The 26,948-nt window shown below is 64.3% G+C and carries 25 protein-coding genes; 16 read left to right on the forward strand and 9 right to left on the reverse strand.

Features of this window, described 5'->3' with window-relative positions; genetic code table 11:
* Positions 1 to 52: 52 nt before the first annotated feature.
* Genes CBW24_RS00190 through CBW24_RS00210 form a run of 5 tightly spaced genes read left to right on the forward strand, consistent with a single transcriptional unit; the run spans position 53 to position 3,706 of the window.
* Positions 53 to 511, forward strand: a complete 459-nt coding sequence (locus tag CBW24_RS00190) for a RidA family protein (RefSeq protein ID WP_097372278.1) — start codon at positions 53 to 55, stop codon at positions 509 to 511.
* Positions 508 to 1,275 (forward strand): glycerophosphodiester phosphodiesterase family protein, encoded by a 768-nt coding sequence (locus CBW24_RS00195; RefSeq protein ID WP_097372279.1) that lies wholly within the window; start codon positions 508 to 510, stop codon positions 1,273 to 1,275. Before CBW24_RS00190 ends, CBW24_RS00195 begins: the two co-directional genes overlap by 4 nt.
* A gap of 34 nt (positions 1,276 to 1,309) precedes the next feature.
* Positions 1,310 to 2,494: a GNAT family N-acetyltransferase gene (locus tag CBW24_RS00200; protein ID WP_097372280.1), complete on the forward strand. Its 1,185-nt coding sequence runs from the start codon at positions 1,310 to 1,312 to the stop codon at positions 2,492 to 2,494.
* 9 nt (positions 2,495 to 2,503) lie between these two features.
* Positions 2,504 to 2,791, forward strand: coding sequence for a 4a-hydroxytetrahydrobiopterin dehydratase (locus tag CBW24_RS00205; protein ID WP_097372281.1), 288 nt, complete (start codon positions 2,504 to 2,506; stop codon positions 2,789 to 2,791).
* A 3-nt stretch (positions 2,792 to 2,794) separates the two neighbouring features.
* On the forward strand, positions 2,795 to 3,706 hold the full coding sequence (locus CBW24_RS00210) for a mechanosensitive ion channel family protein (protein ID WP_088663153.1): 912 nt from the start codon (positions 2,795 to 2,797) through the stop codon (positions 3,704 to 3,706).
* 3 nt (positions 3,707 to 3,709) lie between these two features.
* Here the strand turns inward: CBW24_RS00210 and CBW24_RS00215 are convergent, their stop codons facing one another.
* Positions 3,710 to 4,315, reverse strand: a complete 606-nt coding sequence (locus tag CBW24_RS00215; protein WP_088663199.1) for a thymidine kinase — start codon at positions 4,313 to 4,315, stop codon at positions 3,710 to 3,712.
* 53 nt (positions 4,316 to 4,368) lie between these two features.
* Positions 4,369 to 5,370: a polyprenyl synthetase family protein gene (locus tag CBW24_RS00220; protein WP_097372282.1), complete on the reverse strand. Its 1,002-nt coding sequence runs from the start codon at positions 5,368 to 5,370 to the stop codon at positions 4,369 to 4,371.
* Between the two features lie 55 nt (positions 5,371 to 5,425).
* Here CBW24_RS00220 and CBW24_RS00225 point away from each other — a divergent pair, with 55 nt between their 5' ends.
* From CBW24_RS00225 to CBW24_RS00235, 3 genes are all read left to right on the forward strand, one after another.
* Positions 5,426 to 5,650 (forward strand): putative signal transducing protein, encoded by a 225-nt coding sequence (locus tag CBW24_RS00225; RefSeq protein ID WP_088663151.1) that lies wholly within the window; start codon positions 5,426 to 5,428, stop codon positions 5,648 to 5,650.
* 62 nt (positions 5,651 to 5,712) lie between these two features.
* Positions 5,713 to 6,489, forward strand: coding sequence for a tRNA1(Val) (adenine(37)-N6)-methyltransferase (locus CBW24_RS00230; RefSeq protein ID WP_097372283.1), 777 nt, complete (start codon positions 5,713 to 5,715; stop codon positions 6,487 to 6,489).
* Positions 6,490 to 6,602: 113 nt separating this feature from the next.
* Entirely contained in the window at positions 6,603 to 6,770 is a 168-nt protein-coding gene (locus CBW24_RS00235; RefSeq protein WP_088663149.1) for a YdcH family protein, read from the forward strand.
* A gap of 392 nt (positions 6,771 to 7,162) precedes the next feature.
* On the opposite strand, the gene phbB is transcribed toward CBW24_RS00235, so the two are convergent.
* The 3 genes from phbB to CBW24_RS00250 all read right to left on the reverse strand — a co-directional run bounded on the left by phbB (position 7,163) and on the right by CBW24_RS00250 (position 10,024).
* Positions 7,163 to 7,888, reverse strand: a complete 726-nt coding sequence (phbB, locus tag CBW24_RS00240; RefSeq protein ID WP_088663148.1) for a beta-ketoacyl-ACP reductase — start codon at positions 7,886 to 7,888, stop codon at positions 7,163 to 7,165.
* A 161-nt stretch (positions 7,889 to 8,049) separates the two neighbouring features.
* Positions 8,050 to 9,225: an acetyl-CoA C-acetyltransferase gene (locus tag CBW24_RS00245; protein WP_088663147.1), complete on the reverse strand. Its 1,176-nt coding sequence runs from the start codon at positions 9,223 to 9,225 to the stop codon at positions 8,050 to 8,052.
* A 193-nt stretch (positions 9,226 to 9,418) separates the two neighbouring features.
* Complete coding sequence (locus tag CBW24_RS00250; RefSeq protein ID WP_097372284.1) at positions 9,419 to 10,024, reverse strand: DNA-3-methyladenine glycosylase I; 606 nt, start codon at positions 10,022 to 10,024, stop codon at positions 9,419 to 9,421.
* Positions 10,025 to 10,168: 144 nt separating this feature from the next.
* On the opposite strand from CBW24_RS00250, the gene CBW24_RS00255 reads away from it, so the two are divergent.
* The 5 genes from CBW24_RS00255 (at position 10,169) to CBW24_RS00275 (ending at position 19,912) form a co-directional block, all read left to right on the forward strand.
* Positions 10,169 to 11,119, forward strand: a complete 951-nt coding sequence (locus tag CBW24_RS00255) for an EAL domain-containing protein (RefSeq protein ID WP_232529906.1) — start codon at positions 10,169 to 10,171, stop codon at positions 11,117 to 11,119.
* Between the two features lie 287 nt (positions 11,120 to 11,406).
* Positions 11,407 to 12,591, forward strand: a complete 1,185-nt coding sequence (locus CBW24_RS00260) for an aminotransferase class I/II-fold pyridoxal phosphate-dependent enzyme (protein ID WP_097372285.1) — start codon at positions 11,407 to 11,409, stop codon at positions 12,589 to 12,591.
* Positions 12,592 to 12,600: 9 nt separating this feature from the next.
* The gene (locus tag CBW24_RS00265; RefSeq protein ID WP_097372286.1) at positions 12,601 to 15,696 is read left to right on the forward strand and encodes a DNA translocase FtsK; all 3,096 of its coding nucleotides are present in this window, start codon (positions 12,601 to 12,603) and stop codon (positions 15,694 to 15,696) included.
* A 141-nt stretch (positions 15,697 to 15,837) separates the two neighbouring features.
* Positions 15,838 to 19,341 (forward strand): DNA polymerase III subunit alpha, encoded by a 3,504-nt coding sequence (gene dnaE, locus CBW24_RS00270; RefSeq protein ID WP_097372287.1) that lies wholly within the window; start codon positions 15,838 to 15,840, stop codon positions 19,339 to 19,341.
* Between the two features lie 4 nt (positions 19,342 to 19,345).
* Positions 19,346 to 19,912: a hypothetical protein gene (locus CBW24_RS00275; RefSeq protein ID WP_097372288.1), complete on the forward strand. Its 567-nt coding sequence runs from the start codon at positions 19,346 to 19,348 to the stop codon at positions 19,910 to 19,912.
* Between the two features lie 24 nt (positions 19,913 to 19,936).
* On the opposite strand, the gene CBW24_RS00280 is transcribed toward CBW24_RS00275, so the two are convergent.
* Positions 19,937 to 20,137 carry a SlyX family protein gene (locus CBW24_RS00280; RefSeq protein ID WP_097372289.1) on the reverse strand — a complete coding sequence of 67 codons (201 nt, stop codon included), beginning with the start codon at positions 20,135 to 20,137 and terminating at the stop codon, positions 19,937 to 19,939.
* A gap of 130 nt (positions 20,138 to 20,267) precedes the next feature.
* On the opposite strand from CBW24_RS00280, the gene hisS reads away from it, so the two are divergent.
* The 3 genes from hisS to hisG are packed head-to-tail and all read left to right on the forward strand — an operon-like array spanning position 20,268 to position 23,560.
* A complete protein-coding gene (gene hisS, locus CBW24_RS00285; RefSeq protein ID WP_097372290.1) occupies positions 20,268 to 21,764 on the forward strand; it encodes a histidine--tRNA ligase in 1,497 nt (498 codons plus the stop codon).
* A gap of 3 nt (positions 21,765 to 21,767) precedes the next feature.
* Positions 21,768 to 22,871 carry an ATP phosphoribosyltransferase regulatory subunit gene (locus tag CBW24_RS00290; RefSeq protein ID WP_097372291.1) on the forward strand — a complete coding sequence of 368 codons (1,104 nt, stop codon included), beginning with the start codon at positions 21,768 to 21,770 and terminating at the stop codon, positions 22,869 to 22,871.
* Positions 22,868 to 23,560 carry an ATP phosphoribosyltransferase gene (gene hisG / locus CBW24_RS00295; RefSeq protein WP_097372292.1) on the forward strand — a complete coding sequence of 231 codons (693 nt, stop codon included), beginning with the start codon at positions 22,868 to 22,870 and terminating at the stop codon, positions 23,558 to 23,560. Before CBW24_RS00290 ends, hisG begins: the two co-directional genes overlap by 4 nt.
* Positions 23,561 to 23,601: 41 nt before the next feature.
* On the opposite strand, the gene CBW24_RS00300 is transcribed toward hisG, so the two are convergent.
* From CBW24_RS00300 to CBW24_RS00310, 3 genes are all read right to left on the reverse strand, one after another.
* The gene (locus CBW24_RS00300) at positions 23,602 to 24,042 is read right to left on the reverse strand and encodes a DUF1489 family protein (protein WP_097372293.1); all 441 of its coding nucleotides are present in this window, start codon (positions 24,040 to 24,042) and stop codon (positions 23,602 to 23,604) included.
* A gap of 294 nt (positions 24,043 to 24,336) precedes the next feature.
* The gene (locus CBW24_RS00305; RefSeq protein ID WP_097372294.1) at positions 24,337 to 25,764 is read right to left on the reverse strand and encodes an alanine/glycine:cation symporter family protein; all 1,428 of its coding nucleotides are present in this window, start codon (positions 25,762 to 25,764) and stop codon (positions 24,337 to 24,339) included.
* Between the two features lie 294 nt (positions 25,765 to 26,058).
* Entirely contained in the window at positions 26,059 to 26,892 is an 834-nt protein-coding gene (locus CBW24_RS00310; RefSeq protein ID WP_088663136.1) for an alpha/beta hydrolase, read from the reverse strand.
* Positions 26,893 to 26,948 lie beyond the last annotated feature (56 nt).

Raw genomic sequence — 26,948 nt, forward strand, 5'->3', positions numbered from 1 at the left:
CCTGTCGCCGCCGCGCGGTAGCGTCCGGGCAAATGCAGTATAGGAGCCGCCAATGACCATCGAAGCCCGCCTGTCCGAGCTTGGCATCACCCTGTCCACCCCCGCAGCCCCGGCTGCGAATTACGTGCCCTTCGTCCGGTCGGGCAATCTTGTCCATGTCTCGGGTCAGATCAGCCAGACCAAAGACGGCATGATCAAAGGCAAGGTTGGCGCGGACCTTAGCGTCGAGGAAGGTGCCGCGGCGGCCAAACGCTGTGCGATCAGCCTGTTGGAACAGGTGAAAGCCGCCTGCGACGGTGATCTGGAGCGTCTGGTGCGGGTTGTGAAGCTTACCGGTTTCGTCAACTCGACCCCCGATTTCGGCCAGCAATCCACCGTCATCAACGGCGCATCGGATTTCTTGGTCGAGGCACTGGGTGACAAGGGCCGCCACGCCCGGTCCGCCGTCAGCGCCGCTGCGCTGCCCTTCGGCGTCGCGGTCGAGATCGAAGGCATCTTCGAAATCGCATGACCCGCGTCATCCCGCTTCCTGATGCGTTTCTCGCCCGGCCTATCGCCCATCGCGGTCTGCATGATCGTGGCGCGGGCCGGGTAGAAAATGCGCCCGCCTCCTTTGCTGCGGCGATTGAGGCGGGGTACGGCATCGAGCTTGATCTGCAACTGTCCGCCGATAACGTGGCGATGGTGTTTCATGACGCGCAGTTGGATCGGCTGACGGCCGAAACCGGCCCCGTGGCGGAACGCACCGCCGATGCGCTGACCCAGATCGCGCTGACCGACAGTCCCGACACCATTCCGACACTGGCGCAGGTTCTGGCTCAGGTCGCCGGGCAGGTGCCGTTGCTGATCGAGTTAAAGGATCAGGACGGCGCATTCGGCCCTGATATCGGCGCGCTGGAACAGGCGACCGCCGATGCGCTGCGCGGCTATGTTGGGCCGGTCGCGGTGATGTCGTTCAATCCGCATTCCGTCACGGCGATGGCGCAGCTTCTGCCCGATGTGCCGCGGGGTTTGACCACCTGTGCCTTTCAGGGGGACGAGGCCGAAAACCTGCCCCCCGCGCGCCTGTCGCATCTGCGGCGCATCGCGGCCTATGAGGGCTCAGGCTCCAGCTTCGTGTCTCATGACAGCCGTGACCTGAACGCGCGCGCGGTGTCACGACTACGCGATGAAGGTCAGCCAATCCTGTGCTGGACGGTCAGATCCGAGGCAGAAGCCCGCGCTGTGGCCGGACTTGCCGATAATATCACCTTCGAGGGGTTCCGCCCGGCTTGACGGACGCGGCCCGCACCCCACCCTAAGGCGCCGCATGACCGAGACACGCATCGAAATTCAGACCCTCGCCAGCCTGTCGGGAATCGACGCGGCGGAGTGGGACGCCTGCGCCGCCCCCGAGGCCGCAGATGGCGGACGCCCGCGCGATCCGTTCACCACGCATCGCTTTCTGTCGGCGCTGGAGGATAGCGGCTCGGTCGGGTGGGGCACTGGCTGGCAGCCGACCTACCTGCTGGCCCGCGCGGATGACCAACTCATCGCCGCCGCGCCGCTCTATGCGAAATCGCACAGTCAGGGCGAATATATCTTCGATCACAGCTGGGCCCACGCCTATGAGCGCGCAGGCGGCACGTATTACCCAAAGCTGCAAATCGCTGTGCCCTTTACCCCCGCCACCGGTCGGAGGTTCCTGTGCCGTCCGGGGTTCGAGGAATTAGGCATTGCCGCGCTGACCCAAGGTGCCGTGCAGATCGCCAGCGACAATCATATCAGTTCGCTGCACGTCACCTTTTGCACGACAGAGGAGGCCGCCGCGGGCGATGCGCTTGGCCTGATGCACCGCAAGACCCAGCAATTTCACTGGCATAACGACAGCTACGCGGATTTTGACGGATTTCTGGGGTCGCTGTCCTCGCGCAAGCGTAAGGCGATCCGCAAGGAACGGCGCGTAGCGCAGGACTTCGGCGGCACGATCGTCACGCTCACTGGCGATCAGATCGAGCCTGAACATTGGGACGCGTTCTGGGACTTCTATCAGGACACCGGCGCCCGCAAATGGGGCATGCCCTATCTGACACGGGCGTTTTTCGACATTCCGCAGGAGCGCCTGCGCGACGACATGGCCTTGATGCTGGCATGTCGCGAAGGCACCCCCGTCGCCGGGGCGCTAAATTTTATCGGGCGCGACGCGCTTTATGGTCGGTATTGGGGCGCGGTCGAGGATCACCCCTGCCTGCATTTTGAACTGTGCTATTACCAAGCCATTGATTTCGCCATCGCCCACGGGCTGAAGCAGGTCGAGGCCGGTGCACAGGGCGAGCATAAGCTGGCGCGCGGCTACCTGCCCACCACCACCCATTCGCTGCACTGGGTCGGCGATCCCGGCTTCCGTGCTGCCATCGCGGAATATCTGGAGGCCGAAGCCGACGCGGTGGCCCATGAAATCGAGGTGCTGACCAGCTACGGCCCGTTCCGCAAGACCGGCACCGAAGACATCTGAAGGCATATCATGAGCAAAACCCTGTCTGATACCGATCTGACCACCGCGCTGGCCGACCTGACCGGCTGGGCACAGGACGGCCGCGCCATTCACCGCAGCTTCAAGTTTGCCGATTTCCCCGCCGCGTGGGGCTTCATGACCCGCGTCGCGCTGATGGCCGAGAAGGCCGACCACCACCCGGATTGGTCTAACAGCTACAATAGGGTAGAGGTCGCGCTGACAAGTCACGACGCTGGCGGGGTGACCGAACGGGACATCGCGCTGGCCAAGAAAATCAACGCTGCGCTGGAGAGTTGACGCATGGACGAATTTCTAAGCACCGAGATCGCCGCCGGAACGACGGTTGGCGATATTCTGAGTGTCCAATTCCTCGTCGGGATCGGGGCCAACCTTTTGACCGCGATCATCATTCTGATCGCTGCATTCCTCGTGTCCAGCTTTGTGAAGCGCCGGATCGAGGGCTTGGCCATGCGCTACAAGCGGCTCGACGACACGTTGTTCTCGTTCCTCGCCAATATCGCCAAATACGTCATTCTGACCTTTGCCTTCATCTTTGTGCTGAACCGGTTCGGGGTGCAGACCGCATCGCTGGTGGCGTTGGTCGGTGCCGCCGGTCTGGCCATCGGCCTTGCCTTGCAGGGCGTGCTGTCGGGCGTGGCCGCGGGCGTGATGCTGGTGATGTTCCGCCCGATCAAGAAGGGCGATTTCATCATCGTGTCCGGTGTCATGGGCACGGTGAAGGATATCTCGATCTTCACCACCGAAATCGCCACGCTGGACAATGTGCAGGTGACGATGCCCAATTCCGATATCTGGGGCCAGCCGATCACCAATTATTCGGTCTATGACACTCGCCGGGCGGAATGGACCTTCGGTGTCAGCTACGATTCCAACCTTGCGACGGCGGAGCAGGTCATTCGCGACACGATCATGGCCGATCCCCGGTCGCGGACCGAGCCTGCGCCCTTCATTCAGGTCAACAACCTCAATGACAGCTCGGTCGATTTCCTTGTGCGCGTCTGGGTCGCCGCGTCGGATTATTTCCAGTTTCAGGCCGATATGAAGCGCAAGGTGAAAGAGGCACTGGATGACAACGGCGTGGGAATTCCGTTCCCCACGCGCACGTTGGTCTACGATGGCGGCGTGGCCCCCAGCCCCGCCACCGATGCGCCTACTGCCAACACCGCGTCTACCAACGGCGCACAGGCCTAAGGTTCAGCCGGTGGGCGACAGATCGGGCAGCCGGTCGCCCACCGCTTCGCGCCAATGGCGGCGGCACAGGGACACATAGGTTTCATTGCCGCCGATCTGCACCTGATCGCCCGAGGTCGAGACCTGACCATCGGCATCGCGGCGGATCACCATCGTCGCCTTGCGTCCGCAATGGCAGATCGTCCGCACTTCGCGCATCTCATCCGCCAATGTCAGCAGCGCCGCGGAGCCGGGGAACAACTGCCCCAGAAAATCCACCCGCAGCCCATAGCACATGACCGGCACGTTCAGGTCATCGACCACGCGCGCCAGTTGCCAGACCTGCGCTTCGGTCAGGAATTGCGCCTCATCCACGAAAACGCAGGCGCAGGGGCCTTCGGCCAGTCGCGCCTCGATCCGGGCGAACAGGTCGTCGCCTTCGCGAAACACGTCAGACGGGGCGCCGATCCCGATCCGGCTGCCAATCCGGCCTTCGCCCGCGCGGGTATCCAATGCGGCGGTCAGCAGATAGGTCTGCATCCCCCGTTCGATATAGTTATGCGACGCTTGCAGCAGGATCGTGCTCTTGCCGGCGTTCATGGTCGAATAATGGAAATAGAGCTTGGCCATGCGGGTGAAATAGCCGGACCCGCGCCACGGGCGCAAGCGTGGGACGCGTCCCGTCAGCGGATGCGCGCGACCACATAATCGGCAAGATCGATCAGCAGATCCCGCATCGGATCGGCGGGCAGGCGGCGCATGGCCTCCTTGGCGGTTTCCGCCCAGCCGGTCGCCGCATCGCGGGTGGCATCCAACGCCCCGTGCCGCGTCAGCAGATCGGTCGCGCGGTCCAGATCGCCGTCGCGCTGGTCGCCCTTTTCGATGGTGCGCACCCAGAACGCCCGTTCATCGGCATCGGCGGCAGCCACAGCCTTGATGATCGGCAGGGTCAGCTTGCGCTCGCGGAAATCGTCGCCGACATTTTTGCCAGTCGCGCCCACATCGCCCTGCCAGTCCAGCAGATCGTCGACCATCTGAAAGCTGATCCCCAACGCATCGCCGTAGATGCGCAGCGCCTCGACCGTATCCGCAGGCTGTTCGGCAATGACACCGCCCACTTCGGTCGCGGCGGAAAACAGCGCGGCGGTCTTGCCGCGAATGACCTTCAGATAGACGCCCTCGTCCGTTTTCAGGTCATTGGCGGCGGTCAGTTGCAGCACCTCGCCCTCCGCGATTGTCGCGGCGGCGTTGGACAGGATGTCGAGCACGCGCAGATTGCCCGGCTCCACCATCAACTGAAACGCGCGGGCAAACAGGTAATCGCCCACCAGAACCGAGGATTTGTTATCCCACAGCAGGTTCGCCGTGGGGCGCCCGCGCCGCTGGCCGCTTTCGTCTACGACGTCATCATGCAGCAAGGTCGCGGTGTGGATGAATTCCACCGTTGCGGCCAGATGCACGTGAAACGGGCCGTCATAGCCGCACAGCCGCGCAGAGGCGAGCGTCAGCATCGGGCGCAGCCGCTTGCCGCCTGCTTCGATCAGATGGGCAGAGACTTCGGGAATGCGAGGCGCATGCTCAGACGCCATCCGCGCGCGGATCAGGCTGTTCACCGCATCCAGATCGCCAGCCAGAACCTCGGCCAGGCGCTCATGCGGTTTCACGACGGCATCATCCAGGCCCATCACACTCTCGTCTGTCTACTCGACAAAGGACCGTAACAGCCCTTAAGTCTGGGTCATGAAGGAACTTCTGCGCGCCAACGACCCGACTGTGATCGCCTTTGCACAGGCCCTCCTCGCCGGCGAGGATATAGAGTGTTTCGAGATGGACGTCCATATGAGCATCCTGGACGGCAGCTTGGGCATACTGCCGCGGCGGTTGATGGTTGCGGATGACGATCTGATCGCTGCCCGGGCCGCCATGCGCGCCAACGGCATCGACGTCACCACTGACCGGGACTGACCCCATTGCCAAACGCGGAAGACCATAGCGCCGGACCGAACCCGGAGGGCGATGCGTCCGCAATGTTTCACGTGACACCTTCCAGTTGCGATAAATTCCTGAGCGGTCGGATCCGTCTGTGGCAGCCTGCGCGCGGCTACCGCGCGGGGGTCGATCCGGTGTTTCTGGCCGCAGCCTGCCCTGCGCGCCCCGGTGACACGGTGCTGGAGCTGGGCTGTGGCGTCGGCGCGGCAAGCCTGTGTCTGGGCGCGCGGGTGGCGGGGCTGCATCTGACGGGTGTGGAACGCCACGCGCCCACCGCTGCGCTGGCCCGCCGCAACGCGCAGGAAAACCGGCGCGCGGACACCCCCGAAATGGACGTGATCGAGGCCGATCTGGCGGACCTGCCTGCGCCTCTGCGGGCGCGCAGTTTCGATCACGTCATCGCCAATCCTCCCTATTTCGACCGCAGCCGGGGCTCCCGCGCCGAGGGGGCCGCGCGGGAGGCCGCGATGGGCGAAGACACCCCGCTGGCAACGTGGCTTGAATGTGCCGCGCGGCGATTGCGTCCGCGGGGCTGGTTGACGCTGATCCATCATCCGACCCGCCTGCCCGACATCCTCAGCGCGCTTCCTGATCGGCTGGGCAGTGTCGAAATTCTGCCGCTTGCGCCCCGGACGGGCCGTGAGGCCAGCCTCGTCTTGATCCGCGCACGCAAGGGTGGGGGTGCCGCGCCGCGTCTGCACTTTCCAGTGATCTTGCACGAGGGCGCGCAGCATTTGGCTGATGGCGAAGACTATTCCCGGCAAATCAGCGCCGTATTGCGCGATGCGGCGCCGATGCCCGGGCTTGCCCCTTAACTTCGCCTTAGGGAAATTCATATCTCTTGAGCATGACACTGCGGCAACCGTTTCGTGACACGACTCAAAAAACGTGCTGCACTGGTGTCATGGCGAACCAGTAGGAGAGAAAGATGACCGTGAGTGCCCATATTCAGCAGCTCCGCAGGAAACATCAGTCCCTCGCGGCGGAGGTGGAGGCCGCGCAGCGTTCCCCTTCGGCAGATCCATTGACCATCGCCGACATGAAGAAGCAGAAGCTCAAGATCAAGGAGGAGATCAGCAGGCTTAGCATGGCCTGACCTCCTGAATCGCCGCTCGGGGCGGACGCGTCACCCGAAACGGCACACGGCACGAGTTACGGTCGGGGAGGTCGGCACCCGCGTGCACCGGCGCCTGCCTTCCCGGTCTTATATTATACGATCACGGGCCGCCCGCCCGAAGCCTGCATATTCAGCAGGTCGGAGTCTGACCCTCCACGGGCCGCGCCCCATACGGTTTCATATCAAAAAGAAAGGGACCGGTTCTGCCGGTCCCTTTGCTTTTGTCTTGATCGGCTCTCGGCTGCGCTCACCGTAGGCCATTTACTATCCTAGCGGTTCGGCGCGGGCGGTGACCCTGCTGGCGCTGCATCTGGCCGGTGGTCCCGCACGACATTCCGCGCGAAAGACCACCCGCCTGTCATGCTCCCCGCTCAGACGAAGAACTGCCCACCATTGGCGGTAATGGTCGATCCGGTGATAAACCCCGCGTCGTCGGAGGCGAGGAACACCACGCAGCGCGCGATCTCCTCCGGCTCGCCCAACCGGCCCACCGGGATCTGGGGGACGATCTTTTCGTTCAGAACCTTTTCAGGAATGGCGCGGACCATTTCGGTGCCGATATAGCCCGGACAGATCGCGTTGACCGTGATCCCGGCGCGCGCACCTTCTTGCGCCAAGGCCTTGGTAAAGCCCAGATCCCCGGCCTTAGCAGCGGAATAGTTGGCTTGGCCTGCCTGACCCTTCTGCCCGTTGATCGAGGAGATGTTGATGACCCGGCCAAATTTCCGGTCCCGCATCCCCGACCACACCGGGTGGGTCATGTTGAAAACGCCCGACAGATTGGTGTCGATGACCTCTTTCCACTGTTCCGGCGTCATCTTGTGGAACATGGAATCGCGGGTGATCCCGGCATTGTTGACCAAGACGTCAATCGGGCCAATATCCGCTTCGACCTGCGCGATGCCCTCTTTACAGGCATCGTAATCCGCGACCGACCATTTGTAGGTCTTGATCCCGGTTTCGCTGGTGAACGCGGCGGCGGCCTCGTCATTGCCGCCATAGGTGGCTGCGACCTGATAGCCCGCCTCCTGCAGCGCCTTCGAGATTGCAGCGCCGATACCCCGGCTGCCACCGGTAACCAATGCGACCTTACTCATGATGCTCTCCTCCGAAGTCGTGCAATTACATTAAAGGTTAGCGCCATAAATTCGCAACATTATTTCTTATGCCCGCGATAATTTACCCCCCGCAGCCTGTTCGGCGCTGGGTCGGCGCGGGCACGGGCCGGGGTGATAGGCCCCCGCCCGTGCGATTTAGCTTACGGACGCTCGACGCAGAGCGCGACGCCCATCCCACCACCGATACACAGCGTGGCAAGACCTTTCTTGGCGTTGCGGCGCTTCATTTCAAACAGCAGCGTGTTCAGCACGCGGCAGCCGGATGCGCCAATCGGGTGACCAATGGCAATCGCACCGCCGTTGACGTTCACGATGGCCGGATCCCAGCCCATTTCCTTATTCACGGCACAAGCCTGCGCGGCGAATGCTTCGTTCGCTTCGACAAGATCCAGATCGGACACCGACCAACCGGCCTTATCCAGCGCCTTGCGGCTGGCATGGATCGGGCCGACGCCCATGATCGCGGGGTCCAGACCAGCGGTGGCGTAGGACGCAATGCGGGCCAGCGGCTCGATCCCGCGCTTTTCGGCGTCATCGGCGCTCATCAGGAGGACCGCCGCAGCACCGTCATTGATGCCCGATGCGTTGGCCGCCGTGACAGAGCCGTCACGGGTGAAGGCCGGACGCAGTTTCTGCATCGATTCGATGTTGGCGCCGTGACGAATGTATTCATCGGCATCGACGACCGTTTCCCCCTTCCGGGTTTTGACGGTGTAGGACACGATCTCATCCGCGAAACGACCGGCCTTCTGCGCCTCTTCGGCCTTGTTCTGGGACGCGACGGCGAATTCGTCCTGCGTGTCGCGGCTGATCTGCCACTTCTCGGCGACGTTCTCGGCGGTCTGACCCATGTGATAGCCGTTGAAGGCGTCCCACAGGCCATCGCGGATCATCGTGTCGATATAGGACATGTCGCCCATCTTGTGGCCCTGACGCAGGTTGGCGCAATGGGGGCTCATCGACATGTTTTCCTGCCCGCCTGCGGCCACGATCGATGCATCGCCCAGCTGGATATGCTGTGCGCCCAGCGCCACGGCGCGCAGACCGGAGCCACATACCTGATTGATACCCCAAGCTGCGGATTCCTGCGGCAGACCGGCAAGAATATGTGCCTGACGCGCGGGGTTCTGACCCTGACCGGCGGTCAGAACCTGCCCGAGAATCGTCTCGGACACTTCGGATTTGTCGATCCCCGCACGCTCCACGATTGCTTCGAGCACGCGCGCGCCCAGATCATGAGCCGGCGTGTTGGCAAACGAGCCAAGAAAGCTACCGACGGCGGTTCGGCCGGCGGAGGCGATGACGACATTGGTCATGGAAAGTCCTTTCCCCAAAACAAGGCGGTAGGCCTACGGCCCCGGTCATCCTCGCCCGAAACCACCCCCGCCGATTTCCCCATCCGTGGTAAGGGGCGGATGCGTGTTTCGCAACGGAAACCATGCGCGGTCAGCGAGAAGCGGCACAGCCGCGTTCGCCCGAAGCCCGCGGTTTCGCGGGCCTAGTCGCGGCTCACCCGCGCGCCATGGCGGCGACCTTGTCATGGCAGGGGCAGGTGACGATGTGGTCATTTACGAGCCCCGTCGCCTCCATGAACGCATACACGATGGTCGGACCGCAAAAGCGGAAGCCCCGGCGCTTCAGATCCTTTGAAATCTCTTGCGACAGCGGCGTCTGCGGCGGCACTTCGGCCTGTGTGGGGTAGCGGTTCTGGATCGGCGCGCCACCCACACGATCCCACAGATAGCGGTCAAAGCCGCCCGCCTCCTCCATCGCGATCCATGCGCGGGCGTTGCCGATGGCGGCCTCGATCTTACCCCTGTGGCGCACGATCCCTGGATCGGCAAGACACCGGGCCACCTCGGCATCGCCCCAACTGGCAATGCGCACGGGATCGAACCCGTCGAAGGCCGCGCGAAAATTGTCGCGTTTGCGCAGGATGGTCAGCCACGACAGCCCGGCCTGAAACCCGTCAAGCACCAGCTTTTCCCACAGCGCGCGGCTGTCATATTCGGGCACGCCCCATTCGTGGTCGTGATAGTCAAGATAGAGCGGATCGGCGGTCACCCAGCCGCAGCGCGCGCCGATATCCCCAGTTTTATTGATGCTGTCCGCCATGCGCACCCCCTGTCACGACAGGCGTTGCTTGGCCCTGCCCAGTCCGAGGCTTAGCGCTCTGGCAATAAAAATAAAACGAATTTGAATTGTTTACCCGATCTTAGCCCCGTGCGGCGCACAACGGCATAAGCCCATGGAGTGCGCATGACGAAATATAAACATGACAAGCAGTTCGGACAGGCGGGCCTTTCCATGCAGTCCACCCGCGCCCGGCAAGCCGCGGATGATGCGGATGCTGGCAGGGCGGCGGAGGGGGTCTTTGTTGATCGCAATCACCATGACGACTGGTTGCGCGAAACGATTCTGAGCGGGTTGGACAGCCCGCTGTCCTCGGCTTGCGCGCTACAGGAACGCGATACGCTCAGCGCCGTGCGCAGGGCGCTCGACAACAACGATGCCACGCTGGCTTTCCAACCCGTGGTCGATGCGCGCCACGCGCCCCGCGTCGCGTTCTACGAAGGGCTGATCCGGCTGAACGACGGCAGCGGGCGCATTATTCCCGCGCGGGAGTTCATTCATACCTGCGAAACATCGGAACTGGGACGGTTGATAGATTGCCGGGCGCTCGAACTGGGGCTCAGGGCGCTTCAGCAAAATCCGTCGGTTCGGCTTTCCATCAATATGTCTGCCCGCTCCATCGGCTATCCGTGCTGGACCGAAACGCTGGAACGCGGGCTTGCCGCCGACCCTTCTGTGGGAGAGCGGCTGATCATCGAGATCACCGAAGCCTCCGCCATGATCATGCCCGACATCACCTGTGTGTTCATGGAACGGATGCAGACGCGCGGCATTTCCTTTGCCCTCGATGATTTCGGCGCAGGCTACACCTCGTTCCGGTATCTGAAGGACTTCTATTTCGACATCATCAAGATCGACGGTCAGTTCATCAATGGCATTCACCGCGACCCGGACAACCGGGTGCTGACAGAGGCGCTGATTTCCATCGCGCGGCATTTCGACATGTTCACCGTCGCGGAATCGGTGGAGCGGGGCGAAGATGCCGCGCTGCTGCTGGCGATGGGTATCGATTGCATGCAGGGGCATTATTTCGGCGCGCCAAGCTCGATCCCGCCGTGGACCCGCGTGCCCCGCTAGGCCGGCTGCTTAAAGTTACGGACATGACCGCAGACCGCGGCGCAGGGTCTGACGCGCGTCCATTGGCATTGGCCGCCCCCGTGGAATTCGCCCGGTCGGGGCGTATCGCGCATTCACCAACCCTCTGAAACCGTTAGAACTCTGCCGGCTCAACTTAAAAGCCACATTTCGTTCTCTGTCTGCCCCCGCCCGCATGGGTTTTTCTGGACCGGGCCGGGGCGGGTCGGTATCTTCGGCCTCAAACGGGGCGAGAACGATCCCGGATCTTGAGGCGGACAGTTGAAACGATGACGTTTCCCAAGCGGTTTTCAGAACTGCCAGCTTATGCATTTCCGCGCCTGCGCGCGTTGCTTGCCGGGATCGAACCCGGTGGCCCGGTGATCGATATGACCATCGGCGAGCCGCGTCATGCCATGCCGGATTTCGTCGCCGAGGTGATGGCCGCGGCGGTGCCGACCCTTGCAAAATACCCCAAGAACGAAGGCACCGAGGATCTGCTCACGGCGATCTCGGGCTGGATCGACCGGCGCTATGGCGTCACCCTCGGGCCGGACCGGCTGATGGCGCTGAATGGCACCCGCGAGGGCCTGTTCAACGCCGCCATCGCGCTGTGCCCCGAAACGGTGAACGGTCAACAGCCCGCGATCCTGATGCCGAACCCGTTCTATCAGGTCTATGCCGTCGCCGCGCTGACCGCCGGGGCGGAGCCGATCTATGTCCCGGCCACGGCCGAGACGGGATTCCTGCCGGATTTCGCGTCCATTCCTGCCGAAACGCTGGACCGGACCGCCATCGTCTATCTGTGTTCCCCGGCCAATCCACAGGGCGCTGTCGCCAGCCGCGACTATTGGCGCGACCTGCTGGCTTTGGCCGAACGGCATGATTTCCGCATCTTTTCGGATGATTGCTATTCGGAAATCTGGCGTGACACGCCGCCCCCTGGCGGACTGGAAATGGCGCAGGAGACCGGCGCCGATCCTGAGCGTGTGGTGGTGTTCAACTCCCTGTCGAAACGCTCCAACCTGCCCGGCCTGCGCGCCGGGTTCGTGGCCGCGGGGCCGCAATCCATGCAACGCCTGCGCCAACTGCGCGCCTATTCCGGTGCCCCCTTGGCGACGCCGTTGCAGGCCGTGGCGGCGCGCGCATGGGCGGACGAGGCGCATGTGCAGGACAGCCTTGCGCTTTATCATCGGAAATTCGCGCTTGCGGAGGAGGTGCTGGGCGGCATGCCCGGATACGCCGCCCCCGAGGCCGGGTTTTTCCTGTGGATCGGCACGTCCGGGCGCGATGCGGAGGATCTGGCCTCCCGACTGTGGCGTGAGACAGGCGTGAAGGTGCTGCCCGGCAACTACTTCAGCCGCAGCGTGAACGGCACCGACCCCGGCGCGGGGTATCTGAGAGCGGCGATGGTCGCGCATGAAGACGACCTGCGGGAGGGGCTGATGCGCCTGCGCTCCTGCATGGAAGGGTAAGGACAGGCAATGGCATTTCAGGCACGACAGCGCGATCCGCTTCTCGACAGCAGCATGCAGGCCGCCATCGAACGACGTGGCAAGGAACTGATCGGCATCGCCCTGATCGGGCTGGGCCTGACCATTGCCGCGATGCTGGGCTCCTACGTTCCCGAAGACCCCTCATGGCTTTCGGCGACCGACGAGCCGGTGCAGAATCTGCTGGGCCGCTTCGGCGCGTCCATCGCCTCGCCCCTGTTCGTCATCGTCGGGTTCGGCAGCTGGGGTCTCGCGGCGCTATGTATGGCGTGGGGCCTTCGGTTTATGTTCCACACCGGAGAAGAGCGCGCGATTTCAAGGCTGATCTTTGCGCCAATCGGCATCGCCTGTGCGTCCGTCTATGCCTCCACCATCGTGCCAAGTTCCGGCTGGACCCACAGCTTTGGCTTGGGCGGGCTGTTCGGGGATACGGTTCTGGGCGCGCTGGTCAGCGTGCTGCCGATCACGGCAAGTTTCGGGGTCAAGCTGTTGGCGATCCCCGTCGGGCTTGCCACGCTGGCCATCGCACTGTTTGTGCTGGGCTGCACCGGCACCGAAATGCGCCGCTTTGTGCGGTTCGTCGTCGTGGGCGTGATCATGGGCTATGACGCGCTGATGACCCTGTTCGGACGGGGCGCGCGCAATACCGCCGTGGCCGCCCGCACCATGGCCGAAAACCGCGCCCGCCGCCGGTCCGAGACGGTGCATCATGACCCCGACGACGCCGTGTTCGACGATGACGACCACGATGATCCCCAGATGGCCGAGCCGCGCGCCGGCCTGCTGGCGTCGATGTCGTCCATTGTGCGCCGCGCGCCGGAGCCGGACCTGCAGCCCGAACTGTTCGACACCGAACTGGAAGACCCCCACGCGCTGATCGAAGCGCCGAGCGAGGACCGGATCAAGGCGCGCATCGCCGATGTGATCAAGGCCCGGATGCGGCAGGCCCCCGCCCGCAAGATCAGCGATCCCGCCGCCCTGCCCGGTGCCCTGCGCCCCGAACCGCCGGTCCGCCGCTATCGTGGCCCCGCGCCGCTGCTGGTCAAAAGCCCGACCGCCGTGCGCTCCGCCCCGATGGCCCAGATCGAAGATCCCGAGGATCAGTATCACGCCCCCATCAGTCGCCGGGCGGAGCCGCATCCGCAGGCGCGGGTGCAGACGGGCCGCACCGTGCCCCCCTCCCCTGCCGCGCCGGTGGCCATGCCTGCGCCGGATATGGACATGGACGGTTACGACGCCCGCGATGCCGATCCCGAAGGCTACACCCCCGTGGCCTATGATGATTTCGACAGCGACTATGACGCCAGCTATGGCAGCGCCGAAGGCTACGGCGAGGGCATGGTTGCCGACAGCGCCGCGCCGCAGCCGGTGCCGGGACAGGCCACCCTGCCCCCCTCCCCTGCCGGGCAGATGTCGCAATCCGCGCCGCTGACCGCCCCGCGTGTGGAACGGGGCGCTGTCGATGCGCCGCGCAGTGTTGTGCAGCATCCGCCGCGCAAGACCGTCGCGCCCTCCCGCCGCGCGCAGGCCGAAGCGCAGCCCGATCTGCAATTCGAGGAACCGGCGGAGGCCTACGAAGTGCCGCCCCTCGCTCTGCTCACCAATCCCGGCAGCATCGAACGGCATCACCTGTCCGACGAGGCGCTGGAAGAAAACGCGCGCATGCTGGAAAACGTGCTCGACGACTATGGCGTGAAGGGCGAAATCGTCTCGGTCCGGCCCGGCCCCGTGGTCACCATGTATGAGCTAGAGCCCGCACCGGGCTTGAAAGCCTCGCGCGTGATCGGGCTGGCCGATGATATCGCCCGGTCGATGTCGGCGCTGTCGGCGCGGGTGTCCACCGTGCCGGGCCGCTCCGTCATCGGGATCGAATTGCCCAACAGCAACCGCGAGAAGGTGGTGCTGCGCGAAATCCTGTCGTCGCGCGAATTCGACGATGTGAACACCCGCCTGCCGCTGGCGCTGGGTAAGGATATCGGCGGTGATCCCATCGTCGCGAACCTCGCCAAGATGCCGCATTTGCTGATCGCGGGGACGACTGGTTCGGGTAAATCCGTGGCCATCAACACCATGATCCTGTCGCTGCTCTACCGGCTCAGCCCGGAGGAATGCCGCCTGATCATGATCGACCCCAAGATGCTGGAACTCAGCGTCTATGACGGCATCCCGCATCTGCTTTCGCCCGTTGTGACCGACCCGAAGAAGGCCGTCGTGGCCCTGAAATGGGTCGTAGGCGAGATGGAAGAACGCTACCGCAAGATGTCCAAGATGGGCGTGCGCAACATCGAAGGCTATAATGGCCGGGTGCGCGACGCGCAGGCCAAGGGGGAAATGTTCTCGCGCACCGTGCAGACCGGGTTTGACGACGAGACCGGCGAACCCGTTTTCGAGACCGAACAGTTCGCGCCCGAATTGCTGCCCTTCATCGTGGTGGTGGTCGACGAGATGGCCGATCTGATGATGGTGGCCGGTAAGGAAATCGAAGCCTGCATCCAGCGTCTGGCGCAGATGGCGCGGGCCTCGGGGATTCACCTGATCATGGCGACGCAGCGGCCTTCGGTCGATGTCATCACCGGCACGATCAAGGCGAACTTCCCCACGCGGATCTCTTTCCAAGTGACGTCCAAGATCGACAGCCGCACGATTCTGGGCGAGATGGGCGCCGAGCAGCTTCTGGGCATGGGCGACATGCTTTACATGGCCGGGGGCAGCCGCATCACCCGCGTCCACGGGCCGTTCGTGTCCGACGAAGAGGTCGAGGAAATCGTCAACCACCTGAAGGCCTATGGCCCGCCCGATTACATCGGCGGCGTGGTCGAGGGTCCGTCGGACGACAAATCCAGCGATATCGACGCGGTGCTGGGCCTCAACACCGGCGGCAACACCGATGGGGAAGATGCGCTTTACGATCAGGCGGTCGCGATCGTGATCAAGGATCGCAAATGCTCCACCTCCTACATCCAGCGGAAACTGGCGATCGGCTATAACAAGGCCGCGCGGCTGGTCGAGCAGATGGAAGATCAGGGCGTGGTCAGTGCCTCCAACCATGTGGGCAAGCGCGAAGTGCTGGTGCCGGAGCAAGGCTGATCCGGCGCGCGCCCCCTCCCCTACCGGGGCGGGGGGCAAGTTTTCGGCCTTGGGCGGGCGCAACACGAAGTGATCGCCTGCCCCCGCGTCGCGCGGCGGCGGGGACTTCCGGGACGGCAGGCTTCGCTGTAGGTTGCGGGCATGAGCGCACCCAAATTCATCCATCTCCGCCTGCACACTGAATATTCGCTGCTGGAAGGTGCGATCCGTACCAAAAAGCTGCCCGGCCTTTGCGCCGATATGGGCATGCCGGCGGTCGCGGTGACCGACACCAACAACATGTTCGCGGCGCTGGAATTTTCGGTGGGCGCGACCGGGGCCGGGGTGCAGCCGATCATCGGCTGCCAGCTGGATCTGACCTACGAGACGCCCGAGCCGGGGGCGAAGCCGCTGCCCCCCGCGCCTGTCGTGCTGCTGGCGCAGGACCAGACCGGCTATGACAATCTGCTAAAGCTCAATTCCTGCCTCTACCTGAAAGGTGACGGGCAGGAGCCGCATGTGCTGCCCGAGGAACTGGAGGCATTGTCCGCCGGGTTGATCTGCCTGACCGGCGGCCCGGACGGCCCGCTGGGCCGGTTGATGCGCGCCGGGCACCGCGACCGTGCCGACGCGCTGCTGGACCGGCTGGCGGCGGCGTTCCCCGACAGGCTCTATGTCGAGTTGCAGCGCCATCCCGGCGATGCGGGTCTGCCCGAAGCCGAGAAGCTGACCGAGCGGGGCCATGTCGAAATGGCCTATGCCAAGGCTCTGCCGCTGGTGGCCACCAATGACGTCTATTTTCCCAAGCCCGACATGTATGAGGCGCATGATGCGCTGATCTGCATCGCCGAGGGCGCCTATGTCGATCAGTCCGCGCCGCGCCGCCGCCTGACGCCGCAGCATTATCTGAAAACCCCCGAAGAGATGGCGACGCTCTTTGCCGATCTGCCGGAGGCGATTGAAAACACCGTCGAGATCGCCCGCCGCTGCGCCGTGAAATCCGAGCGCCGCGATCCGATCCTGCCGAAATTCGCCGATGACGAGGTGGACGAACTGCGGCGCCAAGCGCAGGCGGGTCTGGCCGCGCGGCTTGCCGTGATCCCCCATGCCGCCCCCGTCGAGGATTACGAGAAGCGGCTGGAATTCGAACTGGGCATCATCGAGGGCATGGGCTTTCCCGGCTACTTCCTGATCGTGGCCGACTTCATCAAATGGGCCAAGGATCACGACATTCCGGTCGGGCCGGGGCGGGGCTCGGGCGCGGGCTCGCTCGTGGCCTATGCGCTGACCATCACCGATCTGGACCCGCTGCGCTACTCGCTGCTGTTCGAGCGGTTCCTGAATCCCGAACGTGTGTCGATGCCTGACTTCGACATCGACTTCTGCATGGATCGCCGCGAGGAGGTGATCCGCTATGTGCAGGAAAAATATGGCCGCGAGAAGGTCGGGCAGATCATCACCTTTGGCGCGCTGCTGTCGAAAGCGGCGGTGCGCGACGTGGGTCGAGTGTTGCAGATGCCCTACGGGCAGGTGGACCGCCTGTCGAAGATGATCCCGGTCGAGGGCGTCAAACCTGTCTCGATCACCCAAGCCCTGCAGCAGGAGGAACGCCTGCGCGCCGAGGCCCGCGCGGAGGAGGTCGTCGACCGGCTTCTGACTTATGGCCAGCAGGTCGAGGGGCTGTTGCGCAACGCCTCGACACATGCGGCGGGCGTGGTGATCGGGGATCGGCCTCTCGACGCGCTGGTGCCGCTATACCAAGATCCGCGCTCGGACATGCCCGCGACGCAGTTCAACATGAAATGGGTCGAACAGGCCGGGCTGGTGAAGTTCGACTTCCTCGGCCTGAAAACCCTGACGGTGATCCAGAACGCCATCGATCTGATCCACGCGGGCGGGCGTGATCTGCATGTCGGGGCCGATGGGGTCGAACTATACGAACCCGCGCCGGGGGCGGAGAACGATATCGGGCATATCCCGCTCGACGACGAGCGCACCTACAAGCTTTACGCCAGCGCCAAGACCGTCGCCGTGTTTCAGGTGGAATCCACCGGCATGATGGACGCGCTGCGCCGGATGAAGCCGACCTGCATCGAGGATATCGTGGCGCTGGTGGCGCTCTACCGTCCCGGCCCGATGGAGAATATCCCGGTCTATTGCGAGGTGAAGAACGGCACTCGCAAACGCGCCTCGGTGCATCCGCTGATCGACCACATCCTTGAGGAAACCCAAGGCATCATCGTCTATCAGGAACAGGTGATGCAGATCGCGCAGGTCATGGCGGGCTACAGCCTTGGCGGCGCCGACCTGCTGCGCCGCGCGATGGGCAAGAAGATCAAGGAGGCGATGGACGCCGAACGCCCGAAATTCGAATCCGGCGCGGCGGCCAATGGCGTGGATGCCAAGAAGGCCAGCGAGGTTTTCGACCTGCTGGAGAAATTCGCCAATTACGGCTTCAACAAATCCCACGCCGCCGCCTATGCCGTGGTCAGCTACCAGACCGCATGGCTGAAGGCGAACCATCCCGTCGAGTTCATGGCCGGGGTGATGAACTGCGATATCCACCTGACCGACAAACTTTCGGTCTATGCCGAAGAGGTCCGGCGCGGGCTGGATATTGAAATCGTCCCGCCCTGCGTGAACCGCTCGCAGGTGACGTTCAGCGTCGACAAACAGCGGCTGGTCTATGGGTTGGCGGCGCTGAAGAACGTGGGCGCCGAAGCGATGCAACTGATCGTCCGCGCGCGGGAGGCCGAGCAGCGCCCCTTCGCGACCCTGTTCGATGTCGCGCGCCGCGTGGACCTGAAAAAGGTGGGCAAACGTCCGCTGGAAATGCTTGCCCGCGCCGGGGCGTTCGATGAGTTGGACAGCAACCGGCGGCGCGTGTTCGAAAGTCTCGATCCGCTGGTGTCCTATTCCGCCGCGATCCACGAACAGCGCGCCAGCAATCAGGTGTCGCTGTTCGGCGAGGCGGGCGATGACCTGCCGGAGCCGCGCCTGTCCACCTCCAACGACTGGCTGCCGAACGAGCGGCTGGCGGAGGAACACAAAGCCATCGGCTTCTACCTGTCGGGTCATCCGCTGGATGATTACATGTCCGCGCTGCGCCGCCAGAAAGTGCTGACACTGGCCGAGGTGCACGAGCAGGTGCGCCGCGCCCCGGCGGTGGTCAAGATCGCAGGCTCCGTCGCCGCCAAGCAGGAACGCAAATCCGCGCGCGGCAACCGCTTTGCCTTCTGTCAGCTGTCGGATCCGACCGGGCTATACGAGGTCACGGTGTTTTCCGAAACGCTGGAGGCCGCGCGGGAGCATCTGGAGCCCGGCACCAATGTGGTGCTGACGGTCGAGGCGACGATGGAGAGCGATCAGCTAAAGCTGCTGGCGAAATCGGCGGTGCCGATCGATCAGGTGGCCGAGCAGGGCGGCGCTGCCGAAATCCGCATCTATATCGATCAGATCGATGCCATCGGCCCGGTCAGCACCCTGCTGCACAAGGTCCGCGACGAAGCGAAAGGTCAGCGGTTTTCCGCTGTGAGCATAGGCTTGCTTGCCAACGACCTCGCCGGGGAGCCGGTGGTTGCGCTGCCGCAGCGCTTCCCCGTAAATCCGCAGATCAAGAGCGCCCTCAAATCGCTGGGAGGCGTCGTCGCGGTCGAGGATATCTGACGCCATGCACCTGCCCATCCCCGTTTTGCGCATCGGCGCAGCCCTGATGCTGATCGCCGCGCTTGCCGCCTGCACCGAACCCGGCGTGACCCGGCGCGGCGCGGGCCCCGCCAGCAGCACATTGGACGCCGCGGCGGGCGTGGAATTCGGCGAGGTCGCCCGCATCTGTGGCGTGCCGGAGCGTGGCTTGGGCAGCAAATATGCGGTGTCCGGGGACTACACGCTATATGACAGCCAGCCGGGTACGGCGGGTCCGCGCACCTTGTTCCTGACCGGGTTCGACGATGGCTGCGTCCGCGCGGTGAGCGGCACCTTGGCGATGTTCGGCTCGCTCCAGCTATACGATATGCTGATGCATGGCGCGGGCGGCGCGCATGTGCCGCAGGGCGCGACCGGCGTGGCCTTCAACCAGTTGCGGCAGCGGACATGCCGGGGCGAATGCAGCAGCAGCGATTTTGACCGCATGGCCCGCAAGACGGCGATCCTGAGCGTCTACCCCCGCGCAGGCAGTTCCCAGAACATGGAACTGCTGCTGCATAACGGCGATCTGGTGGCCAAGTCGGTGAACTGATCCGCCATATGGCGGCGCCCGGTGTCAGTAGTGCGGCGGGCGTTCGTCGCCCAGCAACACACCGCCGGATGCCTCCGACTCCTGCTCTGCCGCCCGTTCCATCAGCCGCGCAACGCGGCGGGTCAGCAGGTCAATCTGCTGTTCTTGCCGTGCCACCACATCCGACAAATCATCGACACTGCGGGTCAGATGCGCGAGCGTCTCTTCGATCCGGTCCTGATCCATCGCGTCTCTCCTTGTTGGTTGCCGCCTTGATATAGGGGGGCGAGCGGCGCGCGGGAAGCGGCGAACTTGCGGGCTCCGCGGCCTTCGGATATGCCGCGCGCAGACGCATGACCCCAAGGGACAGACCCATATGGCCAAGGATCGCAAGCCCCGCCGCCCCAGGGCCGAAACCCCGAAAGGGTTTCGCGACTATTTCGGCGCAGAGGTGACAGAACGCACCGCGATGCTCGCACAGATCGCGGAGGTTTATCATCGCTACGGGTTCGACCCGCTGGAAAGCTCCGGGGTCGAGACCGTCGAAGCGCTGGGCAAGTTCCTGCCCGACGTGGATCGGCCCAATGAGGGTGTGTTCGCGTGGCAGGACGACGATGCCGGTTGGGTCGCGCTGCGCTATGATCTGACCGCACCGCTGGCCCGTGTCGCCGCGCAATATCGCAACGATCTGCCCAGCCCCTATCGTCGCTATGCGATGGGTCCGGTCTGGCGCAACGAAAAGCCCGGGCCCGGTCGGTTCCGCCAGTTCTATCAATGCGATGCCGATACGGTCGGCGCGCCGTCGGTCGCGGCGGATGCGGAAATCTGCGCGATGCTGTCCGATACGCTGGAGGCCGTGGGCATTCCGCGCGGCGACTATCTGGTGCGCGTCAACAACCGCAAGGTTCTCAACGGGGTGATGGAGGTCGCGGGCGTGCTCGACCCCGCCGATCCCGACCGCTTCGCCGACGAGCGCGGCATCGTCCTGCGCGCGATCGACAAACTCGACCGGCTGGGTCCGGCGGGCGTGCGCGCCTTGCTGGGCGCCGGGCGCGAAGATCAGAGCGGCGATTTCACCAAGGGGGCCGGTCTGGCCGACGAACAGGCCGATGTGGTCATGGGCTTCATGGAGGCCAAGCGGGACAGCGGTGCCGCCACGGTGGCGCGCCTGCGCGAACTGGTCGGTGACAGTAAGACGGGCACCGAAGGTGTGGACGAGCTGGAAACCATCGCCGATCTGCTGGCGGCGCAGGGCTACGGCCCCGACCGCGTGGAAATCGATCCGTCAGTCGTGCGCGGGCTTGGGTATTACACCGGCCCAGTGTTCGAGGCCGAACTGACCTTCGAGATCACCGATGAAAAAGGCCGCCCGCGGCAGTTCGGCTCGGTCGCAGGTGGCGGACGCTACGACGATCTGGTCAAGCGCTTTACCGGGCAGGCCGTGCCCGCCACCGGCGTGTCGATCGGGGTGGACCGGCTGCTGGCCGCGCTGCGCGCCAAGGGCCGCACCAGTGGCGAAACGCAAGGCCCGGTCATCGTCACCGTGATGGATCGCAACCGCATGGCCGATTATCAGGCGATGGCGGGGGAATTGCGTCAGGCCGGCATCCGTGCCGAGGTCTATCTGGGCAATCCCAAGAATTTCGGCAATCAGTTGAAATACGCCGATAAACGCGCCTCCCCCGTGGCCGTGATCCAAGGCGAGGATGAGGCCGCGCGCGGCGTCGTGCAGATCAAGGATCTGGTTCTGGGCGCAAAGATCGCCGAAAACGCCAGCCTTGAGGAATGGAAGAGCCAGCCCGCGCAGCGCGAGATCCCGCGCGCCGATCTGGTCACTGAAATTCGCGCGATGCTGGACCGGGAAGAAGGCTGACCCATGCCGAGCAAAGCGCAAATCCGCGCCGAGGCCGCCCGGCTGATGGCGTTGTTCGAGGCGCAGGGCGCCGCGCCGGTCGAAGCTGACATTCTGCAACCGGCAGGCACGCTGCTGGACCTTTATGGCGAGGATATTCGCGCGCGCGCCTTCGTTACCTCGGACCCGCTGCGCGGCGAGATGATGCTGCGCCCGGATTTCACCGTGCCGGTCGTGCAGATGCATATGAAAGGCGGCGCGGAGCCTGCGCGCTATACCTATGCAGGTGAGGTATTCCGCCGTCAGGAAGAAGACGACGGGCGACCCCGCGAATACATTCAGGTGGGCTACGAGATCTTTGACCGGGTCGATCCGGCGCAGGCGGATGCCGAGGTCTTTGCCCGCATTTCCGACGCGCTTGCCCCTCTAAACCTGCGGGTGGCGATTGGCGATATCGGCATTCTGCGCGCCGCTGTGAACGGGCTTGGCACCACCGAGCCGCGCCGCGCAGCCCTGCTGCGGCACCTGTGGCGCCCGCGCCGGTTTCGGGCGCTGCTCGACCGGTTCGGCGGCGTCGCTCCCCTGCCCGCCCCGCGCCGCGATCTGCTGTCCCGGCTGGACAAGGAGGGCGTCGATGCGGTGATGGCCGCAGCCCAGCCACAGATTGGCCTGCGCGGCGCTGGCGAGATTTCCGAACGTCTGAACCGGCTCGCCGAAGATGCCGCCACCGCCCCGATTGACCCCGCCGCCGTCGCGCTGATCGACGATATTCTGGATGTCCGCGAGACCCCGGAATTCGCGCTGGAGCGTCTGCGCGACATCGCCGTGGACCTGCCTAGCATCACGCAGGCGTTGGAGGGTCTGGAGCAACGGCTGGAGGCGTTGGCCCGGCGCGGCGTCGCGCTGGATACGCTGGATTTCGAAGCCAGCTACGGCCGCACCGCGCTGGAATATTACGACGGGTTCGTTTTCGGCTTCTACGCCGAAGGACGCCCCGATCTACCCCCCGTCGCCACGGGCGGGCGGTACGACGCGCTGACCCGTGTGCTGGGGCAAGGCTCGGAAATTCCCGCCGTCGGCGGCGTTATCCGGCCCGGACTTCTGCTGGAATTGGGAGGCGCCGCGTGACCCTCAAGCTTGGCGTGCCGTCCAAGGGGCGGCTGATGGAGAAGACGTTCGACTGGTTCGGCGCGCGCGGCATGACCCTGTCGCGCACCGGCGGCGAACGCGAATATGCGGCGGCGGTCGATGGCATCGCGGGCGTCGAACTGGTGCTGCTGTCAGCAGGTGAAATTCCCCGCGAACTGGCTGCAGGACGCATCCATCTGGGCGTGACCGGCACCGACCTTGTGCGTGAAAAGATCGGCGACTGGCGCAGCCGCGTGGCCGAGATCTCGGAAATGGGGTTCGGATTTGCGGATCTTGTGATCGCGGTTCCGCATTGCTGGGCGGATGTGCGTATCCTTGACGATCTGGATGCCGCCGCGGCTGCATTCCGGGTCGAACACGGGCACCGCCTGCGCATCGCGACCAAATACCACCGGCTGGTGCGCACCTTCCTGCGGGATTACGGCGTTGCCGATTATCAACTGGTCGACAGTCAGGGCGCCACCGAAGGCACGGTCAAGAACGAGACCGCCGAGGCCATCGCCGACATCACATCCTCCGGGGAAACGCTGCGCGCCAATCACCTGCGGGTGCTGGAGGACGGGCTGATCCTGCGCAGTCAGGCAACTCTGTTCAAGAGCCACGCCGCCGATTGGTCCGACGGGGCCAAGCAGATCCTGCGCGAACTGGAACAGCGGCTCGGGGACTGACCTTGGGTGGCTGACCCCGGCTGCTTCTGCGCCATCGCCATTTAACGCACGCCGATTTCCGCAAGGGCCGCCGACAGTCCGGGCGGCAATGCCTCCTCCTGCGCGCGGCCGTCAGGCAAATCGCGCGGCGCATCGGCTGGTTTCAGGTAGCGCCAGCCTTGGAATGGGCGGCGCGTCACGGCCTCGGTGCGGTGAATTTCCGGATCGAGCACGATGCCGCAACGCCGAATGCCATCCTGTCCCGTCACCTCATCCAGCCGCAGGATCGTCTGCCGACACAGGATCACGCCCCGGATCACCCAATAAAGCGACCCGCCCGCCAGCAACGCTTGCTCCTGCTTGGGCCACATACGGGTAACGTGGCGGGGCAATGCATCCCCCCCGGCCTTGCGCGCCTGTGCCGCGCGCTGTCGCTGCCACCCGGCCAGATCGTCGATCGTGTCTGCCCCAACGCAGAGTTTGACGAGATTGATGTGGCTCACAGGCGATACCTCGGAATTTTTCAGCGGGTAAGGTCCAGCAGATATGGGACACGATATCCCGGTTCAAGGCGCGGGCGATCATTCGTGGGTGAGGGCGTCGCGCGTGGCGATGGCCGGACCGTTTCGCGGTCAACGCCGGGAATTCCGCCAAGGCCAATGGCTGCGCAGCGGTCGCGCGCGCGGGGCCATCTGGCGCAGTGCGTGTGCAGAAGGTGCGCTGAACCCCTCCTGTCCCGCCCCGCGACGGGCGGTACGTCAGGCCCCCCGCGTGGGGGGCCTGACGCTGTTTGATCCTCAGACCTGCGGCAGTCTCCATGCCTCGCGGTCGATATCGAGGTCAGTGTAGTTTGCCGGATCGAGCACCGGACGCTCCACCCCTTCCTTCAGCTGACGGCGGAAATCGCGCAGCAGGCGCATCGCCACCGGGAACAGCATCATGATGACGAGCAGGTTCACCAGCGCCAAAATCCCCATCATCGGATCGGAGAAGAAGAACACCGCCGTCGCCGCCGGAGCCGTCGCGCCCAGGAACACGATCGCAATGATCGCCACCCGCAGGCCAAGGATACCCATGCTGCTGCGGGTCAGGACCGTCATCGCGTTCTCGCCCAGATAGTAGTTGTAGATGATGGACGAGAAGGAGAAGAGCAGGATCGCCCCGGTCAGGAAATACTGCACCCATTCCCCAAGGTGGGACACCATGCTTTGCTGGGTCAGCGCCACACCGTCGATGCCTTCGGCGCCGGGGACATAGACATCGCCCAGCAGGATCACGAATGCGGTGCACGAGCAGATGATGATCGTGTCGATAAAGACGGAAAACGACTGCGTGATGCCCTGACTGATCGGGTGGCGCACTTCGGCGGTCGCCGCGACGTTGGGGGCGGAGCCAAGCCCGGCCTCGTTCGAGAATAGACCCCGACGCAGGCCCTGCGCGATGGCCGCGCCCATGCCGCCGCCCACGGCTTCTTGCAGGCCAAAGGCGTTGCTGACGATGTCATATAGCACGCCCGGCAGGCTGGTGATGTTGATCAGGATCACGATCACCGCCATCAGCAGATAGCCAATCGCCATGATCGGCACGACCACATCGGCAACCTTGGCGATCCGCTGGATGCCGCCAAAGATGATGAGGCCGGAAATCGCCGCCAGCACCAGCCCGGTCCACAGCCGGTCGATGCCGAGGCTGTCTTGGACCGCGCCTGCGACCGTGTTGCCCTGAAATGCGTTAAAGCCCAGACCGAAAGCCGCGATCAGACACACGGCATAGACCACGGCCAGCCAGCGGTATTCGTTACCCAGACCATGCAGGATCGCCGCTGCCGGACCGCCGCGATATTCGCTTTCGCCGACCTTGCGCTTAAACAGCTGCGCCAACGAACATTCGACAAGGCTGGTCGCCATGCCGACAAGCGCGATGGCCCACATCCAGAACACCGCCCCCGGTCCACCCAGCGTGATCGCCACGGCGACACCTGCGATATTGCCGCCGCCGACACGCCCGCCGACCGACACGAGCAGGGCCGCACGCGCCGAAATCGCATTCGGATCGCCGGAGTTATTGTCATTCGACAGAACGCGGAACATGCGTTTGAAGAATTGAAACTGCACGAAACCGGTCGCAATGGTGATGAACACACCAAAAATGACCAGAATGGGGATAAGCGACCATCCCCATGTCAGGTCGCCGATCTTGCCGAAAAGTAACTCTAGAAATTCCATGAATCGTCCCCGTCTGTCTTTGCTATTGGGCCGTGTGTGGCCAGTGGCCCGTCAGCGACAATCAGGCGCAAGCCTCCGATATATCCCTGAAAGGACGGTCGGGAGCTGACGTCTGGGCGTCACATCACGGCGGGCATGGCGGTCGTGGCGGTCGTGGTTGTCTGTCCAATAACAGTAATGCACAGGTTTCGCACCTGCCGACGAGGCGTAAACGGGCGCGCCCTGCATTTTCCCACATCTCACCACAGACGGGGTTTCAACCGGAAATTGGCGCGGACGCCGCGAAGGAAACGCTTAATCCGCGTCTCGCAATAGCCATGTGGCAATGTCCGACAGGCTCTGTTCCGCCTCGGGCAAAATATCAGGCCATAGAACCCACAGGTGGAAAAGATCCCGTACCAGATCAAGTTTCAGCTCCACCCCGGCCAAGCCTGCCGCGCGCGCCAGCAGCAGGGTGTCGTCCAGAAGGCACTCCGCCGTGCTGGCCGTCAGATAGAGCGGCGGCAGCGCGGCCAGATCCGCCAAAACCGGCGACAGGGCCGGATCGTCAGCGGGCCGGTCTCCGAACGCCATCGCCGCCAAGGCCGCGTCGGTGTCGTGATCGTTCATCAGGTCCGTGGCACTGTTGCGGTGACGGGTTTCGCTCAGCCCGCTGCGGTCGGTATTGGGGGAAATCAGTGCCAGCCGCTGCACCAGATCGGGGCGCTCAAGCGCGACTTGTAGCGCCAAATGCCCGCCTGCACTGTCCCCGACCACCGGCGAGGGGCCCAAAGCCTCCAGAACCGCCAGCGCGTCATGCCGCATAGAGGGCCACGGATGATCCGGGCTCAGGCGGTAATCGGGCACAAACACCTGCCAGCCGGTCAATTCCGCCAGCCGCCGCGCCGGACGCCCATGGGTGTCGGACCCGCCAAAGACATAGCCGCCCCCATGCAGCCAGACGATCACCCGTGCACCGCGCCCGATCATCCGCCCCGCGACGCCGCCCAGCACCTTGGGTCGGGCAACTGGCTGCGGTCCGACCAGACGCCGAAACCCGGCGCGCCGCTGATCTGGCGTGCCGGCGATCTCGATCTGCCTGATCCAGTTTTCGAGATCGGCGCGGGAAGCAATATCTTGATAATTCATGCGTGTTAACGAGCGGCGGCGGCCTCTGTTCCCGCGTCGCACGGTGCCGTGCGGGT

Origin of the sequence: Pacificitalea manganoxidans (assembly GCF_002504165.1) — a bacterium.
Taxonomy (GTDB): domain Bacteria; phylum Pseudomonadota; class Alphaproteobacteria; order Rhodobacterales; family Rhodobacteraceae; genus Pacificitalea; species Pacificitalea manganoxidans.